Annotated in this window: 16 protein-coding genes; 9 read left to right on the top strand and 7 right to left on the bottom strand. The window is 70.9% G+C overall.

Going from position 1 to position 17,182, the window contains the following annotated elements:
- Positions 1 to 218: 218 nt before the first annotated feature.
- Positions 219 to 1,949, top strand: a complete 1,731-nt coding sequence (locus OG302_RS25230; protein ID WP_371528855.1) for an LCP family protein — start codon at positions 219 to 221, stop codon at positions 1,947 to 1,949.
- A gap of 73 nt (positions 1,950 to 2,022) precedes the next feature.
- Positions 2,023 to 3,663: an LCP family protein gene (locus OG302_RS25225; protein WP_371528854.1), complete on the top strand. Its 1,641-nt coding sequence runs from the start codon at positions 2,023 to 2,025 to the stop codon at positions 3,661 to 3,663.
- A 74-nt stretch (positions 3,664 to 3,737) separates the two neighbouring features.
- Here the strand turns inward: OG302_RS25225 and OG302_RS25220 are convergent, their stop codons facing one another.
- On the bottom strand, positions 3,738 to 4,778 hold the full coding sequence (locus OG302_RS25220; protein ID WP_371528853.1) for a glycosyltransferase family 2 protein: 1,041 nt from the start codon (positions 4,776 to 4,778) through the stop codon (positions 3,738 to 3,740).
- A 287-nt stretch (positions 4,779 to 5,065) separates the two neighbouring features.
- Between OG302_RS25220 and OG302_RS25215 the strand changes: the two genes are divergently transcribed.
- Positions 5,066 to 6,433, top strand: coding sequence for an LCP family protein (locus OG302_RS25215; RefSeq protein WP_371750224.1), 1,368 nt, complete (start codon positions 5,066 to 5,068; stop codon positions 6,431 to 6,433).
- A gap of 46 nt (positions 6,434 to 6,479) precedes the next feature.
- On the opposite strand, the gene OG302_RS25210 is transcribed toward OG302_RS25215, so the two are convergent.
- Positions 6,480 to 7,028, bottom strand: a complete 549-nt coding sequence (locus OG302_RS25210; RefSeq protein WP_361832714.1) for an acyl-CoA thioesterase — start codon at positions 7,026 to 7,028, stop codon at positions 6,480 to 6,482.
- Between the two features lie 129 nt (positions 7,029 to 7,157).
- Here OG302_RS25210 and OG302_RS25205 point away from each other — a divergent pair, with 129 nt between their 5' ends.
- Positions 7,158 to 8,486 carry an LCP family protein gene (locus tag OG302_RS25205; protein ID WP_371528852.1) on the top strand — a complete coding sequence of 443 codons (1,329 nt, stop codon included), beginning with the start codon at positions 7,158 to 7,160 and terminating at the stop codon, positions 8,484 to 8,486.
- Positions 8,487 to 8,648: 162 nt separating this feature from the next.
- Positions 8,649 to 9,758 (top strand): dipeptidase, encoded by a 1,110-nt coding sequence (locus OG302_RS25200; protein WP_371528851.1) that lies wholly within the window; start codon positions 8,649 to 8,651, stop codon positions 9,756 to 9,758.
- A gap of 13 nt (positions 9,759 to 9,771) precedes the next feature.
- Here the strand turns inward: OG302_RS25200 and OG302_RS25195 are convergent, their stop codons facing one another.
- Complete coding sequence (locus tag OG302_RS25195; protein ID WP_371528850.1) at positions 9,772 to 10,179, bottom strand: VOC family protein; 408 nt, start codon at positions 10,177 to 10,179, stop codon at positions 9,772 to 9,774.
- 14 nt (positions 10,180 to 10,193) lie between these two features.
- The gene (locus OG302_RS25190) at positions 10,194 to 10,562 is read right to left on the bottom strand and encodes a VOC family protein (RefSeq protein WP_371528849.1); all 369 of its coding nucleotides are present in this window, start codon (positions 10,560 to 10,562) and stop codon (positions 10,194 to 10,196) included.
- A gap of 92 nt (positions 10,563 to 10,654) precedes the next feature.
- On the opposite strand from OG302_RS25190, the gene OG302_RS25185 reads away from it, so the two are divergent.
- A complete protein-coding gene (locus OG302_RS25185; protein ID WP_371528848.1) occupies positions 10,655 to 11,221 on the top strand; it encodes a CGNR zinc finger domain-containing protein in 567 nt (188 codons plus the stop codon).
- Here the strand turns inward: OG302_RS25185 and OG302_RS25180 are convergent.
- The gene (locus OG302_RS25180) at positions 11,191 to 12,534 is read right to left on the bottom strand and encodes a UDP-glucose/GDP-mannose dehydrogenase family protein (RefSeq protein ID WP_371528847.1); all 1,344 of its coding nucleotides are present in this window, start codon (positions 12,532 to 12,534) and stop codon (positions 11,191 to 11,193) included. The two genes, OG302_RS25185 and OG302_RS25180, sit on opposite strands and share 31 nt — an antisense overlap.
- 189 nt (positions 12,535 to 12,723) lie before the next feature.
- On the opposite strand from OG302_RS25180, the gene OG302_RS25175 reads away from it, so the two are divergent.
- Positions 12,724 to 13,881 (top strand): acyl-CoA dehydrogenase, encoded by a 1,158-nt coding sequence (locus tag OG302_RS25175; protein WP_361832700.1) that lies wholly within the window; start codon positions 12,724 to 12,726, stop codon positions 13,879 to 13,881.
- Positions 13,882 to 13,961: 80 nt separating this feature from the next.
- Here OG302_RS25175 and OG302_RS25170 read toward each other — a convergent pair whose 3' ends face one another.
- Positions 13,962 to 14,411 carry a MarR family winged helix-turn-helix transcriptional regulator gene (locus OG302_RS25170; RefSeq protein ID WP_371528846.1) on the bottom strand — a complete coding sequence of 150 codons (450 nt, stop codon included), beginning with the start codon at positions 14,409 to 14,411 and terminating at the stop codon, positions 13,962 to 13,964.
- Positions 14,412 to 14,521: 110 nt separating this feature from the next.
- Here OG302_RS25170 and OG302_RS25165 point away from each other — a divergent pair, with 110 nt between their 5' ends.
- Together OG302_RS25165 and OG302_RS25160 are read left to right on the top strand one after the other, a co-directional pair.
- Complete coding sequence (locus tag OG302_RS25165) at positions 14,522 to 15,079, top strand: quercetin 2,3-dioxygenase (RefSeq protein ID WP_371528845.1); 558 nt, start codon at positions 14,522 to 14,524, stop codon at positions 15,077 to 15,079.
- Complete coding sequence (locus OG302_RS25160) at positions 15,076 to 15,933, top strand: alpha/beta hydrolase fold domain-containing protein (protein ID WP_371528844.1); 858 nt, start codon at positions 15,076 to 15,078, stop codon at positions 15,931 to 15,933. Before OG302_RS25165 ends, OG302_RS25160 begins: the two co-directional genes overlap by 4 nt.
- A gap of 57 nt (positions 15,934 to 15,990) precedes the next feature.
- Here OG302_RS25160 and OG302_RS25155 read toward each other — a convergent pair whose 3' ends face one another.
- Complete coding sequence (locus tag OG302_RS25155) at positions 15,991 to 17,181, bottom strand: dipeptidase (RefSeq protein ID WP_371528843.1); 1,191 nt, start codon at positions 17,179 to 17,181, stop codon at positions 15,991 to 15,993.
- Between the last annotated feature and the right edge of the window lies 1 nt (position 17,182).

Raw genomic sequence — 17,182 nt, 5'->3', positions numbered from 1 at the left:
AAGCGCAGGACCGCCGGAACAAAGAAATAGGGCGGATTGCCCAGTTGTATGGGAGTGGAGTTTGTCACCGGCGTCGTTCGACGCTGAACTGGCCGGATAGTGTGAGCGATCCGGTGCGCAGGTCCCTTCGTGGCCGCGCACCGGCTGGATGACTGACCGAGCGCCTTTCTTGAGGGGGGAATGGCGCCGCGTGGCCCCGACGGAGGACGCAGACAACCGTGGACGCGCAAGGCCGTGGGCGGGCGGAGAACATCGACCCCGCAGACCAGTGGGTGCTCAACCCGAACACCGGCGATTACGAACTGCGACTGAGCCCTTCCGCAGGGCAGTCGGCAGTGCCTGGACCCCGTAGATCCACGCGGTCCTCGCCACGTCAGGGAACGCGCGGCCGCGATGGCCGGCGCGACGAGCGCCGGGACGAGCAGCGCGACGTGCCGCCGCAGCGCAGGCGCCGGGCTCCGCAGCCGGAGGCGGCGGGCGGCCGGCGCAAGCAGAAGCCCAGGAAGTCCAAGGGCAAGAAGGCCCTGATGTGGACGGGCGGCTCGCTCGCCCTCGTCCTGGTCGCGGTCGGTGTCGGTGGATACGTCTACTACGAGCACCTCAACGACAACATCACGTCCATCGACGACGACGGCGCGGGCACCGGCGGCTTCAGCAAGGACCGCGCCATCAACATCCTGGTGATGGGCACGGACAAGCGCAGCGGCAAGGGCAACGAGAAGTACGGCGACAAGGGGAGCGTCGGCCACGCCGACACGACGATCCTGCTGCACGTCTCCAAGGACCGCACGAACGCCACCGCGCTGAGCATCCCGCGCGACATGATCACGGACATTCCGGACTGCCCGACCACGATGAAGGACGGCAGTAAGAAGACGATCACCGGCACGCAAGGCGCCCGCTTCAACGAGAGCCTCGGCCAGAAGGACCGCACGCCCAGCTGCACGATGCGTACGGTCACCAAGCTCACCGGCATCGTCCCCGACCACTTCATGGTGGCCGACTTCAACGCGGTGAAGACGCTCTCCAGCGCGGTCGGCGGCGTGGACGTCTGCCTCGCCAAGGACATCGACGACCCGGACTCGCATCTGAACCTGCCCAAGGGCAAGCACACGATCGAGGGAGAGGACGCGCTGGCGTTCGTCCGCACGCGGCACTCCGTGGGCACCGGCGGCGACTTGAGCCGCATCGAGCTCCAGCAGCAGTTCCTCAGCTCGCTGATGCGCAAGCTCAAGTCGAACGACACGCTGACCAGCCCGTCGAAGATGATAAAGCTGGCCGAAGCGGGCACCGAGGCGCTCACCGTCGACTCCAAGATCGCGGACATAATGAAACTCCGTGACCTGGGCATGGAGTTGGGCAAGCTCGACGTGAAGAACCTCAGCTTCGCGACCGTGCCCGTCGTCGACAACCCGGCGGAGAAGGTCCACACGACGGTCGTCCCGAACGAGGACAAGGCCGAGCAGCTCTTCTCCCTGATGCGCGCCGACACGTCGCTGACCGAGGTGAAGAAGAAGGAGAAGAAGGAGAAGTCGGCGGTCGCCGCCCGCCTCAAGGGCAGCAAGTCCGACTCCTCCGAGGTCCGGGTGAACATCTACAACGGCAGCGGGAAGACCGGCGCCGCTCAGACAACTCTCACGTACTTGCAGAACACTGAGGGCATGTCCAAGGCGAGCCAGCTCGGCAACGCGCCGTCCGACCTCAAGAAGACGACGTTGGAGTACGCGCCCGACCAGGCCGACCAGGCCCGGCGGCTCGCCGACGTCATGGGGCTCTCCGGCTCCGCGATGAAGCCCGGCAAGAGCGAGAAGAACTCGCAGGGGCTCCCCGCCATCAAGCTGACGCTCGGCAGTGACTTCAAGGGGGCCGGGGTACCGATCAGCGGCTCCTCGAAGGCTCCCAAGGACATCGACAAGGTCGAAGCGGACAAGACTGTGTGCGCCAAGTGACCTCAGGCGGCCATTCTGCGTCTAACTGGGCGCAGGATGGCCGTATTTCGGGGTAGCGCGGGAGGGGCAGGGGATGGGGAAGAGCAGCGTGCGTGGGGAGGGGGCGCGACCACGCGCCCCGCACGCCAGTGATCTTGGCTTGGAAGGAGGCCCGTCGCGCGAGGGAGGGGAGCCCTCGGCGGACGGCGGGCACCGCAGGCGCCGCCGTGGGGGTGGTGGCGGGCGTGCACCGCGTCCAAGACGGCGGATACTCCGCTGGTCGGCGACGATCCTGTCGGTGCTGATCCTTGGCACGGCCGGCGCCGGGTATCTCTGGTACCGGCATCTGAACAACAATCTGCAGACCGACGACCTGAACCTCGGCGAGCACCGGGCCCCCGAGCCCACGCCGAACGCGGCGGGCCAGACCCCGCTGAACATTCTGCTGATCGGTTCGGACGCGCGGGACTCCAAGGAGAACCAGAAGCTCGGCGGCGCGAAGGAGACGTTCGGGGGCACCCCGCTCGCCGACGTCCAGATGCTGCTGCACCTGTCGGCCGACCGCACGAACATGTCGGTCGTCAGCATGCCGCGCGACACCCTGCTCGACATCCCGAAGTGCACCGACCCGGACGACGGCAAGGTGTACGAGGCGTCGACGCAGCGGACGATGACGAACCAGACGCTCGGCCGCGGCGGCCCCGGCTGCACGGTCGCCACCTGGGAGAAGCTCACCGACATCCACATCGACCACTTCATGGAGGTCGACTTCTCGGGCGTGGTCTCCATGGCGGACGCCATCGGCGGCGTACCGGTCTGTGTGGACGCCAACATCCACTCGCGCGACAGCCAGGGCCATGGCTCCGGCCTGAAGCTGAAGAAGGGCACCACGGACATCAAGGGCAAGCAGGCCCTGCAGTGGCTGCGCACCCGCTACGGCTTCGACGGCGGCACCGACATCAGCCGCGCCAAGGCCCAGCACATGTACATGAACTCGCTGGTGCGCGAGCTGCGGAACAACGCCAACCTGAGCAGCCCCAACAAGCTGCGCAGGCTCGCCGAGACGGCCACCAGCGCGCTCAAGGTCGACGACGGCCTGGGCACCGTGAAGAAGCTCTACGACCTCAGCAACGAGCTCAAGAAGGTCTCGCCGGACCGGACCACGATGACGACGATGCCCTACGAGTACGTGGGCGCGCGCGTGATCCCCAAGCCGGGCGACGCCGAGCAGCTCTTCCGCCTCGTGCGCGACGACATCTCACTGGACGGCAAGGGCAAGAAGAAGCCTGCCGAGGAGAAGCTCTCGGACGATCCGGCGGCGGCTGACGAGGAGATCGCCGTGCAGGTGCAGAACGGCACCCGTACGGACGTCGAACCGCCGGTCAGCGGGCGCGCGAGCGCCGTCACGCAGATCCTCGCCGGGAAGGGCTTCAGCAAGGCGTCGGCGGACACGGCGACGGCTCTCGCGCAGGACAAGACCGTCATCAGGTTCCCCAGCGCCGACCTGGAGGGCGACGCCCAGCGGGTCGCCAAGTCCCTCGGGATGAAGCTGAGTTCGGTGAAGAAGTCGACGGACGTCTCCGGGGTGACCCTGGTCGTCGGCGCCGACTGGCGGGAGGGGAACGCTCCCCCCAAGTCGAAGCAGAGCGACAAGACGCCGGACTCGGCCGAGGCGCTCAACGGCTCGGACAAGAAGGCGTGCATGCACGTGGACCCGCAGTTCACCTGGAAGTGAGGTCTGCCCGGACGTGCTCAGGCCCGGCCCACCAGGTGGTGGGCCGGGCCTCCGGTCGTTCTCGGGTCCTGCCCTCAGGCCTCGCTCAGGACAGCCGGGCGGCGGGAGGCGATGACCTTCTTGGCCAGCGAGCGCGGGCTGGTCAGGAAGCCCCAGCCCCACGACATGTGCATGGTCGCGAGGGCCACCGGGATCTGGAGGCGTGCCTTCAGCGGCAGGCCCTTGCCCGCGGGCAGTGAGCCCGCCGTGATCGCCGCGAGGTAGCCGGCGGGGACGACGAAGCCCCAGGGCGTGACCAGGGCGCCCACGACGATGCCCGCCGCGATCGCGCAGACCGCGGTCGGCGGCGCGAGGTAACGCAGGTTGATGGAGCCCTCGTGGTAGCGGGCGACGACGTGCCGCCAGCGGCCGTAGTCCTTGTACTGCTTGGCGAGCGCCTTCACGCTCGGCCGGGGGCGGTACTGCACCTTCAGCTCGGGCGAGAACCAGATGAGGCCGCCCGCCTCGCGGATGCGGAAGTTCAGCTCCCAGTCCTGGGCGCGGATGAACTCCTCGTTGTAGCCGCCCTGCTGTTCGAGGGCTTCGCGGCGGAAGACGCCGAGGTAGACGGTCTCCGCCTGCTGGGCCTCGCCGCCGGTGTGGAAGGCCGCGTTGCCGACGCCGATCTTCGACGTCATGGCGGCGGCGACGGCGTGCTCCCAGTCGTTCTCGCCCTCGGCGTGCATGATGCCGCCGACGTTCTGCGCGCCGGTCTCCTCCAGGAGGCGTACGGCCGTCGCGATGTAGCCGGGGGACAGGATGCCGTGGCCGTCCACGCGCACCACGATCGGGTGACCGGAGGCCTTGATCGCGGCGTTCAGGGCCGCGGGCGTGCGGCCCGTGGGGTTCGGGACGGTCTGCACCCTCGCGCGGTGGCCCGCCGTCTCGGCGACGAGCTCGGCGGCGATCTCGTTCGTGCGGTCCGTTGAGGGACCCAGCGCGACGACGACCTCCATCTCACCGTCGTACTCCTGCTCGAGGATCGCGGAGACGGCAGCACGGAGGTGCCGTTCCTCGTTGAGCACCGGCATGATCACGGATACGGCAGGAAGCTGCTCGTCGGGCGTCGCGTTCATCGGCGCCACGTTACCGCGAATGGGGGACACGGGCGCGCGCCGCCCGGCCTGCTGCCCCGGGTCGCAGATCGTATGGGCCTACGGTTCTCGCGTTCCCCGGCCCATCACGAGTCCCCCTGGCCGCCCGGCAAGTCCGTCTCACCGCGGAGGTGTCCCCCCACGTGCCCACACCGCCCCGCCGCTACCCCACCCCGCCCCCGCACGGCCCGCGCCCGCCTCGTGCGAGGCAGCCCGCGCAGCAGTCGGCGGGACGGCCGGTCAAGCAGCGCAGGCGGCCACGGTGGGCGATGCGGGTGGCGATCACGTTCTCGGTGACGGTGCTGGCGGCGGCCGGGATCGGGCACGGCGTCGTCACCAGTCTCGACACGGAGATCAGCCGGGTGGACGCCTTCAAGGACATGAAGAACCGGCCCAAGGGCGGCAACGGCATGAACGTCCTGCTCGTCGGCACCGACGGCCGGGACAAGATCACCAAGGCGGAGAAGCAGAAGTACCGCCTCGGCGGTGCGCCCTGCCACTGCACGGACACGGTCATGATCGTGCACCTCTCGGAGGACCGGGACCGCGCCAGCGTCGTGAGCCTGCCCCGGGACAGCTACGCCGAGATGCCCGAGCACGTCGACCGGAACTCCGGCGACAAGCACAGGCCGCATCCGGTCAAGCTGAACGCGGCGTACGCGGAGGGCGGCCCCAACCTCACCGTGCGGACCGTCGAGAACATGACGAAGGTCAAGATCGACCACTATCTGGAGGTCGACTTCACCAGCTTCATGAAGACCGTGGACGTGGTCGGCGGCGTGGAGATCTGCACGACCCGCCCGCTGCGGGACTCCTACACCGGGCTCAACCTGTCCGTCGGCACGCACCGGCTCAACGGCGGCGCGGCGCTCCAGTACGTCCGCACGCGGCACGTCGACGGCACGTCGGACCTGGGGCGGATGCAGCGCCAGCAGCGGTTCCTCGCGGCGCTGATCTCGAAGGCGACCAGCAGCGGAGTGCTGCTCAACCCGCTCAAGTTCCGTGACGTGTCCAGGACGCTGCTCGGCTCGGTCCGGGCCGACCGGGGCTTCGGCACGAACGAGATGCTCGCCCTGGGGCGGGCGATGCGCGGCTTCTCGCCGTCGTCGTCGGAGTTCACCACCGTGCCGCTGCGCAGCAAGGGCGTACTGGTGCCGGGCATCGGGTCGACGCTGAAGTGGGACCCGGCGAGGTCCGCGAAGCTCTTCCAGGCGCTGCGCGACGACCGTCCGCTGGCCGCGCACAACACCGGGCGCAAGGCCATCGTCGACGTGTCGCCGCAGCAGATCCGGGTGCAGGTCGACAACGCCACGGGGCTGCCGGGCCTGGGCAAGCGGGCCGACAGCGCTCTGCGGGCCACCGGCTTCCGTACGTCGCGGGTCCCGGGGAATCTGCCGGGCAATCCGCTGAAGCGCACGGTCGTCGCGTACGACCCGCGCTGGGACCGCTCGGCGAAGTCCCTGTCGACGGCGCTGCCCGGCAGCCTGATGCGGCCGGTGAAGGACCAGGGCGCGACCCTGAAGGTGTACGTGGGCCAGGACTTCAAGCGGGTCAGGCCGGTACGGGCGGAGGACGCCTACCAGGGCGAGTTCGGGGCGCTGACCGGCGACCAGGTGGTGTGCCGGCAGGACGCGTGACCTGGGCGGCAGGGCTTCGGCGGACGCGCCCGCGGCCGGCCCTCAGTCAGTCGTCGAGGCCCTCGGCGGCGCGTGCCTGCCGCAGCTCCTTGATGGCCCGGCGCCGCGCGAGGCGGTGCGTGCGCCGGATCTGCGCCTCCTGGTACCGGCGGCGGTCCCGCTCGGTCTCCGGGAGCACCGGGGGCACGCCCCGCGGCTTGCCGTCCGCGTCGACGGCGGCGAAGACGAGGTAGGCCGACCCCACCTGCTGGGCAGGCGTCGACTCGTTCCAGCGCTCGGCCAGGACCCGGACGCCGACCTCCATGGAGCTGCGGCCCGTCCAGTTCACCTGCGCCTTCACATGGACGAGGTCGCCGACCCGCACCGGCTCCAGAAAGGCCATCTCGTCCATGGACGCGGTGACCGCGGGCCCGCCGGAGTGCCGTCCCGCGACCGCCCCCGCCGCGTCGTCCACCAGTTTCATGATCACACCGCCGTGCACCGTCCCGAGGAGGTTGGTGTCGGCGTGGGTCATGATGTGGCTGAGAGTCGTGCGGGATGCCGAGGTCGGCTTGCCCGGAATCTCCGATTCCGTGCCAGGGGCCAGGTCTGTCATGGGCTCCACCCTATGTCTGACGCAGGACACGGCAGCGCCCGGTCGCTTTGCATCAGCTCTGCAACAGCCCTGAACCGAAATCACGTCTGCCCTGTGAGGCACGTAGGTGGAGACGGCAGACTGAGCCACATGAGCGATTGGCCTGACGACCAGGGCAACGGCCGGGGATACGGCCGTGGCAGCGGGAGCGCGCAGCCTGAGGGCGCCCGCAGGATGCGGCATGTCCAGCGCGGCGGCCAGCCCGGCCGACCGGGCCGGCAGCAGGCTGGGGTGCCGCAGCAGCCCGCGTACGACGACGGGTACGGCCAGCCTTACGGCGACGCGCGCGACGACATGTTCGAGCCCCGGAACGCCCGCCAGGACGGCTACGACAGCGGCTACAACACCGGGCAGGTCTACGGCGGCGCCCCGAACGGGCCGGGGCAGGGCCAGGGCGGCGGTGGCGACGGCTACGGCACGCGCGCGCCCCGTCCCGCCCCGAACTGGCGCCGCCGCATCAAGATCGGCTCGATCACCCTGGTCGTGGTGCTGCTCGCCGTCTCCATCGGCACGTATTTCTGGGCCGACTCCAAGCTCAAGCGCGAGGTCGACCTCTCCAAGGTCATCGAGCGCCCCGACGGCGGCGACGGCACGAACTACCTGATCGTCGGCTCCGACAGCCGCGAGGGCATGTCCGACCAGGACAAGAAGGACCTCCACACGGGCTCCGCCGCGGGCAAGCGCACCGACTCGATGATGATCCTGCACGTCGCGGACGACGGCGGGAACACGATGATCTCGCTGCCCCGCGACTCGAACGTGACGATCCCGTCCTTCAAGGGCGCCGAGTCCGGCAAGCTCTACCCGAACCAGGGCCGCCAGACGAAGCTCAACGCGGCGTACGCGGAGGACGGCCCCGAGCTGCTCGTCCGCACCGTCGAGTACAACACCGGCCTCAGGATCGACCACTACGCCGAGATCGGCTTCGGCGGCTTCGCCAAGATCGTGGACGCGGTCGGCGGCGTCGAGATGGACATCCCCAAGGGCTTCAAGGACGAGAAGTCCGGCGCCGACTTCGAGGCGGGCAAGCAGACCCTCGACGGCAAGCAGGCCCTGGCCTTCGTCCGTACGCGCTACGCCCTGCCGGGCAGCGACCTGGACCGCACGAAGAACCAGCAGAAGTTCCTCGCGGCCCTGGCCAACCAGGCGGCGACGCCGGGCACGGTCCTCAACCCGTTCAAGCTCTACCCCACGATGGGCGCGGGCCTTGACACGCTGGTCGTCGACAAGGACATGGGCCTGTTCGACGTGGCGTCCATGTTCTGGGCGATGAAGGGCGTCACCGGCGGCGACGGCAAGTCCATGAACATGCCGCTCGCGGGCTCCACCGGCGGCAACCTCCTGTGGGACAAGGCCAAGGTCAAGCAGATGGTGTCCGAGCTGAACAACGACGAGAAGGTGACCGTCTCGGGCGGCTGAGCCGTCTCCCGAACACCTCGAAGGGGCCCCGCCGGCGGATCGGCGGGGCCCCTTCGCGTGCCGACGTCACGCCCTCGTCCCCCGAACGCTTCGCCCGCCGTGAAGCCGCGCCTCCCGCGTGTCACGGTGGACCGGACCCACCCTGAAGTCCGGAGCACCGCCATGGCAGAACTGCAGGCCGCACTCGACACCACCGCCGAAGCCGGAGATCTCGACCGGCCCCCCGCGCGGCCCCCCGAGCCCCCGCCCATATCCGAGCCGGGACCGGAGCCGCCCGCGCCCGACCCGCTCCGGCACGCCCGATCGCTGCTCGCCGCGCATCCCGTCGCCGACGGCTGCAGCGGACTGCCCTGGGCGCTGCGCGGACTGCCCTGGTACGACCTGGAGCTCGGCGACAGCGCCGTGGACGCCGACGTGCCCCGGCTGCGGGCCGGCGGCGTGGGGGCGCAGTTCTGGTCCGTGCACGTGCCGGACGGCGTCACCGGTGACCGCGTGCTCGGCGCGACCCTCGAACAGCTCGACCTCGTCAAGCACGTCGTCGGCGGCCACTCCGAGGGGCTGCGCCTGACCCGCACCGCGTCCGAGGTGGCCGACGCCCGCCACTGCGGCCGCATCGCCATCCTGATCGGCCCCGCCCGCGCGGAGGCACTCGGCGACTCGCTCGCCACGCTGCGCGCCCTGCACGCGCTCGGCCTGTGCTCGCTCACGCTCTCCGGTACGTCATGGGCGGGCCCACAGGGGCTGGCCCCGTTCGGCGAGGAGGTGGTGCGCGAGCTGAACCGCCTCGGGGTGCTCGCCGAGCTCTCCGGCGCGTCCGAGGCCACGGCGCACCGGGTGCTCGCCGTCTCCAAGGCTCCGGTCCTGTTCAGCCGCTCGGGAGCCCGCGCGCTGCGGGACGCCCCGGGGAACCTCCCGGACGACCTGCTCACCGCGCTCGGCGCCGCCAAGGGCCTGTGCCTGGTGCCCCTGGCGGCCGAGCAGACGGGTTCCTCGATCGGCGAGGTCGCGGACCACCTCGACCACGTACGCCGCCTCGCGGGCCCGGAGTGCGTGGGCCTCTCGGGGACGTACGACACCCCGGCCGCGCACCCCGACGGTCTGGCCGACACGTCGCGCTATCCGCATCTGGTCGCCGAGCTCGTCGGACGTGACTGGTCCGACGACGACCTGGCCCGCCTGACGTGGGGCAACGTCCAACGGGTGCTGCGCGGTGCGGACTTCACGGCGCGGGCGGCACGGGACAGGCGACGGCGGCAGCAGGCGACGGCCTGAGACCCGGCGCCGCTCAGTCCGCGCCGATCCGGCAGAGGCAGAAGGGGTGCCCTGCCGGATCGGCGTAGACACGGAAGTCGCGCTCGCCGTCGCCGTCGTCGACGTCGAGCGGCTTGGCGCCCAGGGCGAGTACGCGCTCCTCGGCGCGCTCGATGTCCTGGACGGCCGGGCCCACGTCGATGTCGAGATGGGCCTGCTGGGAGCCGGCCTCCGCGTGCGGCCAGTCGGGCGGGCGGTGGCCGGGGGCCGCCTGGAAACAGACGCGCAGGCCGCCCGGCACGGTGAGCACGACCCAGTCCCCCTCTTCCTCCTCGACCTCGATCTCTAGCTCACCGCCGATCAAGTGACGGTAGAACATGCCGAGTTGACGGGGGTCCGGGCAGTCGAGGACGACGTTGCGCAGGCGTCCGACGGGCGCCATGAGCGTTCCTTTCTTCAGCAGGCGCAGAGACAGAACGGGTGCCCGGCCGGGTCGGCGTACACACGGAAGCCGCGCTCGCGGTCCTCCGTGTCGAGCGCGGTGGCGCCGAGCGCGAGCACCTCCTTCTCGACGGCGTCCAGCTGCGCCCGGTCCACTTCGAGATCCAGGTGGAACTGCTGCGAGTGCGCGGCCTCGGGCCACTGCGGCGGTACGTGGCCGGGGGCCGCCTGGAACGCGAGCGGTGTGCCGCCGGGGACTTCGAGGTCCACCCAGCCCTCCCCGTCGTCCTTGGGGGTACCGCCGACGACGGCCGCGTAGAAGGTGGCGAGCGCGAGGGGGTCGGGACAGTCGAGCACGACGACGCCGAGTTTGGCGAGGGGCATGGCCTTCTCCTCAATCCTGTGCGGTTACCAGTACTCCACCGCTAGAGGTAACGGTTACTGCATACTCCCGCACTGGAGGTAACGTCGCAAGCATGAATGACAGAGCACCTGCTCCAGGGGGGCTCGCGCTGGTCCAGGCGCTGGTGAACACCCTGGACCTGGAGTCGGGCGCGGACGCGCTGGACACGTCGGAGGGACGCGCGCCCTTCGACCTCGCGCCGGGCCCGGAGGTGGCGGCGGCGAGGGAACTGCGGGAGTCACTGCGGGCGGCATGCCTCGCTCACGCGGGCCACGGCCCGCACACCACGGCGCCCGCGCTCTCCCGGCTCCTGGCGGGGGCGCCGCTGCTGGTGAAGGTCTCCGAGCAGGACGGCTCGGCGTCACTGGTCCCGGCGGAGCCGGAGGCCCTCGCCTCCCGGGTGGCCGCGGCCATCGCGGAGGCGGTGACCACGGGCACCTGGTCCCGCCTCAAGGCGTGCGAGGCCCCGGACTGCCACTGGGCGTACTACGACCGCAGCCCCGCCGGGCGCAGCCGGTGGTGCGACATGGGGGTGTGCGGGGCCCGCGCCAAGATGCGGGCCTACCGGGCACGGAAGGGTGCGGCCGGGGCCGCGGACACCGCGGGCCCTCAGGCCGAAGGCCGCCCCATCGCGCGGTAGGTCCACCCGGCCGCCCGCCACACCGTGGGGTCGAGCGCGTTGCGGCCGTCCAGGATGAGCCGGTTCGATGCCACCTCACCGAGCACCGCCGGGTCGAGCTCGCGGAACTCGCGCCACTCCGTGAGGTGCAGGACCACGTCCGCGCCCCGGACGGCGTCCACGGCCGTCTCCGCGTACGCGAGCGTCGGGAAGAGCCTGCCCGCGTTCGCCATCCCCTTGGGGTCGTACACGGTGACCTGGCCGCCCTGGAGGTGGATCTGCCCGGCGACGTTCAGTGCGGGCGAGTCCCTGACGTCGTCCGAGTCCGGCTTGAACGTGGCGCCGAGGACCGCGACCCGCTTGCCCAGGAAGGACCCGCCGCCGAGCGCCTCGCGCGCCATCTCCACCATCTGCCCGCGCCGCCGCATGTTGATGGAGTCGATCTCCCGCAGGAACGTCAGCGCCTGGTCGGCGCCCAGCTCCCCGGCCCGTGCCATGAACGCCCGGATGTCCTTGGGCAGGCAGCCGCCGCCGAAGCCGATGCCGGCCCGCAGGAACTTCTTGCCGATGCGGTCGTCGTAGCCGAGCGCCTCGGCCAGCTTCACGACGTCACCGCCCGCGGCCTCGCACACCTCGGCCATCGCGTTGATGAACGAGATCTTCGTGGCGAGGAAGGAGTTGGCGGCGGTCTTCACGAGCTCGGAGGTCGGGAAGTCCGTCACGACGAACGGCGAGCCCTCGCCGACCGGACCCGCGTACACCTCGCGGAGCAGCTTCTCCGCGTGCGCGCTGCGTACGCCGACGACGATGCGGTCCGGGTGCAGCGTGTCCTTGACGGCGAAGCCCTCACGGAGGAACTCCGGGTTCCAGGCCAGCTCGGCCTCGACGCCCGCCGGAGCCGCGGCGGCGAGCTCGCGCGCGAGCCGCTCCGCCGAGCCGACCGGCACGGTCGACTTGCCGACGACGAGCGCGGGCTTCGTCAGGTGCGGGGCGAGCTGCGCGAAGGCACTGTCGACGTAGCTCATGTCACAGGCGTACTCGCCGTGCTTCTGCGGGGTGTTCACGCAGACGAAGTGCACGTCGCCGAAGGCCGCGACCTCGGCGAAGTCCATCGTGAAGCGCAGTCGGCCGCTGGAGCCCTCGATCCCGGCGACGTGCTTGCGCAGCAGCTCCTCAAGACCGGGCTCGTACATCGGGACCTCGCCCCGCTGCAGCATCTCGATCTTCTCCGGCACGACGTCGAGGCCGAGCACCTCGAAGCCGAGCTCGGCCATGGCCGCGGCGTGCGTCGCACCGAGGTACCCGGTGCCGATCACGGTGATCTTGAGGGCCATGCGGTGCTCCAGGGGTCTACGGCCGTCAGTGCGGTGCCCGAGCATAGTCGGGCCCTTGAGCGGGCACGTTCCCGCTATTGCCGACCGCCGACCGCCCGCTGTCGGCAAGCTCACGTATCCCTCGCGTCGGCCGCCCTCTAAAATTTGGGTTACTTAACGGTAATTAGCATCCTTGGAGCGTGAGAGACCTTGGCCGGATCGGCTGATTTCGACCTGTACCGCCCGTCCGAGGAGCACGACATGCTCCGCGACGCGATCCGATCGCTCTCCGAGGCGAAGATCGCGCCGTTCGCCGCGGCGGTGGACGAGGAGGCCCGCTTCCCGCAGGAGGCGCTCGACGCCCTCGTCGCCTCCGACCTGCACGCCGTACACGTACCGGAGAGCTACGGCGGCACGGGTGCCGACGCGCTCGCCACGGTCATCGTGATCGAGGAAGTGGCCCGCGCCTGCGCCTCGTCCTCGCTCATCCCGGCCGTGAACAAGCTGGGCTCGCTCCCCGTGATCCTCTCCGGGTCCGAGGAGCTGAAGAAGAAGTACATGACGCCGCTCGCCAAGGGCGAGGGCATGTTCTCGTACTGCCTCTCCGAGCCGGACGCCGGTTCGGACGCGGCGGGCATGAAGACGAAGGCCGTCCGTGACGGGGACTTCTGGGTCCTCAACGGCGTGAAGCGCTGGATCACGAACGCGGGCGTCTCCGAGTACTACACGGTGATGGCCGTGACCGACCCGACGAAGCGCTCGAAGGGCATCTCCGCCTTCGTGGTCGAGAAGTCGGACGAGGGCGTCTCCTTCGGCGCCCCGGAGAAGAAGCTCGGCATCAAGGGTTCGCCGACCCGCGAGGTCTACTTCGACAACGTCCGCATCCCCGCCGACCGCATGATCGGCGAGGAGGGCACGGGCTTCGCCACGGCGATGAAGACCCTGGACCACACCCGCATCACGATCGCGGCCCAGGCACTCGGCATCGCGCAGGGCGCCCTCGACTACGCCAAGGGCTACGTCAAGGAGCGCAAGCAGTTCGGCAAGCCGATCGCCGACTTCCAGGGCATCCAGTTCATGCTCGCGGACATGGCGATGAAGATCGAGGCGGCCCGTCAGCTGACGTACGCGGCGGCGGCCAAGTCGGAGCGCGGCGACAGCGACCTGACCTTCGCGGGCGCGGCGGCCAAGTGCTTCGCGTCGGACGTCGCGATGGAGGTCACCACGGACGCCGTCCAGCTGCTCGGCGGCTACGGCTACACCCGTGACTACCCCGTCGAGCGGATGATGCGCGACGCGAAGATCACGCAGATTTATGAAGGCACGAACCAGGTCCAGCGGATCGTCATGGCCCGCAACCTGCCGTAACCCGGCGCGGTATCCATCGCCCTCTCCCTGCCACAGGGGGAGGGCGATTCGCGTTTTCCGGGGGCATCAGCGCTCCGACATCAGCCCTTGGGCGGGGCGAGGACCGGCGGGCTGCCCCACGGGAGTTCCAGCGCCGCCCGCAGCGCGAGCACGGTCTGCTCGCCGATCCGGTCGGCGAGCTCCTGCTCCACGCGGCGCAGGACCAGCTCCGCCCTGCGGTGCGTGCGCGCGCCCTCCTCGGTCCGGCGGATCAGCCGCTGCCGCGCGGAGGAGGGGTCGGGGGCCTGTTCGAGCAGCCCCGCGGCGACCAGGCCGTGCACCGCCTGGTGGGCGGTCTGCCGGGTGACGCCCATGCGGCGGGCCAGCTCGGACACGGTGGTGCCCTCCGCGTCCAGGACGGCGAAGAGGCCCGCCTGCGTCGGGGACACCGGGGCCTCCCCCGCCTCCTCCAGGGCCGCGAGGAGCGCGTCCTCGAACCAGCGGCGGGCGTCGCCCAGGAGTTGCGGGAGGTTGCGGCCGGTGGCGTGCATGCCGTGAGCCTATGGGTTCGGGGCCGGCGCTTGCCCGTCGTGGACTCATCATGTCAGGCTGCCTGACATTCCTCCATGTCCCCTCACTCAGCCATCGCCCCGGGAGAGCCATGACCATCGAGTACGCCACCCGCCACCGGCGCTCCTCACGCATCCCCGCCGAGCCGGGCAAGCCCTACGTCATCGAGAAGGGCGAGGGCGACCGCGCCCATCTGTTCGGCGACCTGATCACCATCTACGCGGGCGGCGAGCAGACCGAGAACGCCTTCAACTTCTTCACCGTCGAGGGCCCCAGGGGCAACGTCATCCCCGCCCACCTGCACCCCGACACGTACGAGGTCTTCTACGTCACCCAGGGCGCCGTCCGCCTCTTCGTCGAGGACCTGGAGGGCGAGCAGCAGGAGAAGCTCCTCACCCCCGGCGACTTCGGCTTCGTACCGAAGAACTGCCCGCACGCCTACCGCATGGAGCGCCATCACAGCCAGGTCGTCGGCGTCGCCGCGGGACCCGGCGGCACCTTCGAGCGGTTCTTCGAGACCCTCGGGGCGCCCGCCGAAGGTCTCGGACTGCCGCGTGAGCCCGTCGTGCCCACGCCCGACAAGTTCGCCACCGTCCCCGAGCGGTACGACGTGCGCTTCCTGCCCGAGCACCAGTGGCGCACCCGGTGAGCGAAGAGCCGCGGGCGCTGATCGCCGCTCCCCACCCGGACGTCGCGCCGCTCCCGGCACCGGCCCCGCGGGTCCTTCGCGGTGTCCCGTACGGCGAGGTCGAGGGCGGCCGTCCGCTGGAGCTCGACCTCTGGCTGCCGGAGGCCGGGCGCGGGCCCGCCCCGCTCGTCCTCTTCGTGCACGGCGGCGCCTGGCGGCGCGGGCGCCGTGACGACATGGGCCTGCGGACCCGGCACTGGAACCCGGGCCCCTTCGCACGCATCGCGGCGGCGGGCTTCGCGGTGGCCTGCGCCGACTACCGGCTCAGCGGCGAGGCCCTCTTCCCCGCCCCGCTGGACGACCTGCGGACGGCGCTGCGCTGGCTGGAGCTGCGCGCGCCGGAGCTCGGCGTCGACACCGCGCGGACCGTGGTGTGGGGCGAGTCCGCGGGCGGGCACCTGGCCTCGCTGCTCGCGCTTGACCCCGCGGCCCCGGCCACCGGCGCCGTCATCTGGTACGCCCCGAGCGACCTGACCGTCCCCCGCGGCCCGTTCGACCCGCACAGCGCCACGACCCCGGAGGCCCTGCTGCTCGGCGCCGCCCCCGCCACCGTGCCCGAGCGGGCCCTTGCGGCCAGCCCCGTCGCGCGGGTCCACCGCGCCGCCCCGCCCTTCCTCCTGGTCCACGGCGAGCGGGACACGATGGTCCCGGCCACGCACAGCGAGGCGCTCGCGGCGCGGCTGCGGGAGGTGGGCGCGCCGGTGGAGCTGCATACGGTGCCGGGCGCCGACCACGGTTGGTACGGAGTGACCGACGACGCCGTGGAAGACCTCTTCGCCCACTCACTGCGGTTCGCGCAGGGGCTCGTGACCTGACGTACGCAAAGGGCGGGGGCTGCCGATCGGCCGCCCCCGCCCTGATGTCGTACGCCCTCAGCCGTCCAGCTGCTGAAGCGTCGCGTTCGACGGACCGCGCCGGGACCGCACGTCGCGTGCCACGTCCTCCGCGGCGCCCAGGACGCGCACCGCGTTCCGCCACGTCAGCTTGGCCAGGTCGTCCTTCGACCAGCCGCGGGTCAGGAGCTCCGCGATCAGGTTCGGGTAGCCCGCGACGTCGTCGAGGCCGTCCGGGGTGAACGCCGTGCCGTCGTAGTCACCGCCGATGCCGATGTGGTCGATGCCCGCCACCTCGCGCATGTGGTCGAGGTGGTCGGCGACCGTCGCCGCCGTGGCGACCGGGCGCGGGGTCGACTCCTCGAAGGCCGCGTGGACCTTCATCGCTTCCGGCTTCGTGTCCAGGTGGTGGAAGCCGTGCGCCCGCATGTTCTCGTCGGCCGCCGCCGTCCAGTCGACCGCCGCCTGGAGCACGAACTTCGGCACGAAGGTGGCCATCGCGACGCCGCCGTTCGCGGGCAGCCGCCCCAGGACGTCGTCCGGGATGTTGCGCGGGTGGTCGCACACCGCGCGCGCCGAGGAGTGCGAGAAGATCACCGGCGCCACGGAGGTGTCCAGGGCCGCCCGCATCGTCGTCGCCGCCACGTGGGAGAGGTCCACGAGCATGCCGGTGCGGTTCATCTCGCGTACGACCTCGTGGCCGAACGGGGAGAGCCCGCCGACCCCCGGCTCGTCCGTCGCCGAGTCCGCCCACGCGATGTTGTCGTTGTGCGTCAGCGTCATGTAGCGGACGCCGAGCGCGTGCAACGCCCGCAGGGTCGCGAGGGAGTTGTTGATGGAGTGCCCGCCCTCGGCGCCCATCAGGGACGCGATGCGGCCCTCGGCCCGCGCCTCCTCCATGTCCGCGGCCGTCAGCGCACGCCGCAGGTCCTTCGGGTAGCGCGCGAGCAACTGGCCGACGCAGTCGATCTGTTCGAGCGTCGCGCTCACCGCGGCGTCGCCCGTCAGGTCCGTGCGGACGTACACCGACCAGAACTGCGCACCGACCCCGCCCGCCCGCAGGCGTGCGATGTCGGTGTGAAGGTGGCCCGTCTGGTCGCTCGCGATATCCAGGCGGTCGAGGTCGTAACCGGCCTTCTCGCGCAGTGCCCAGGGCAGGTCGTTGTGGCCGTCGACCACCGGGAATTCGGCGAGCAGGGCGCGGGCGTCGGGAAGAGCGGGAGACGTCATG

It is taken from the genome of Streptomyces sp. NBC_01283 (assembly GCF_041435335.1).
In the GTDB taxonomy this organism is placed as follows: Bacteria; Actinomycetota; Actinomycetes; order Streptomycetales; family Streptomycetaceae; genus Streptomyces.
This window is presented reverse-complemented; position numbering and strand designations above follow the sequence as displayed.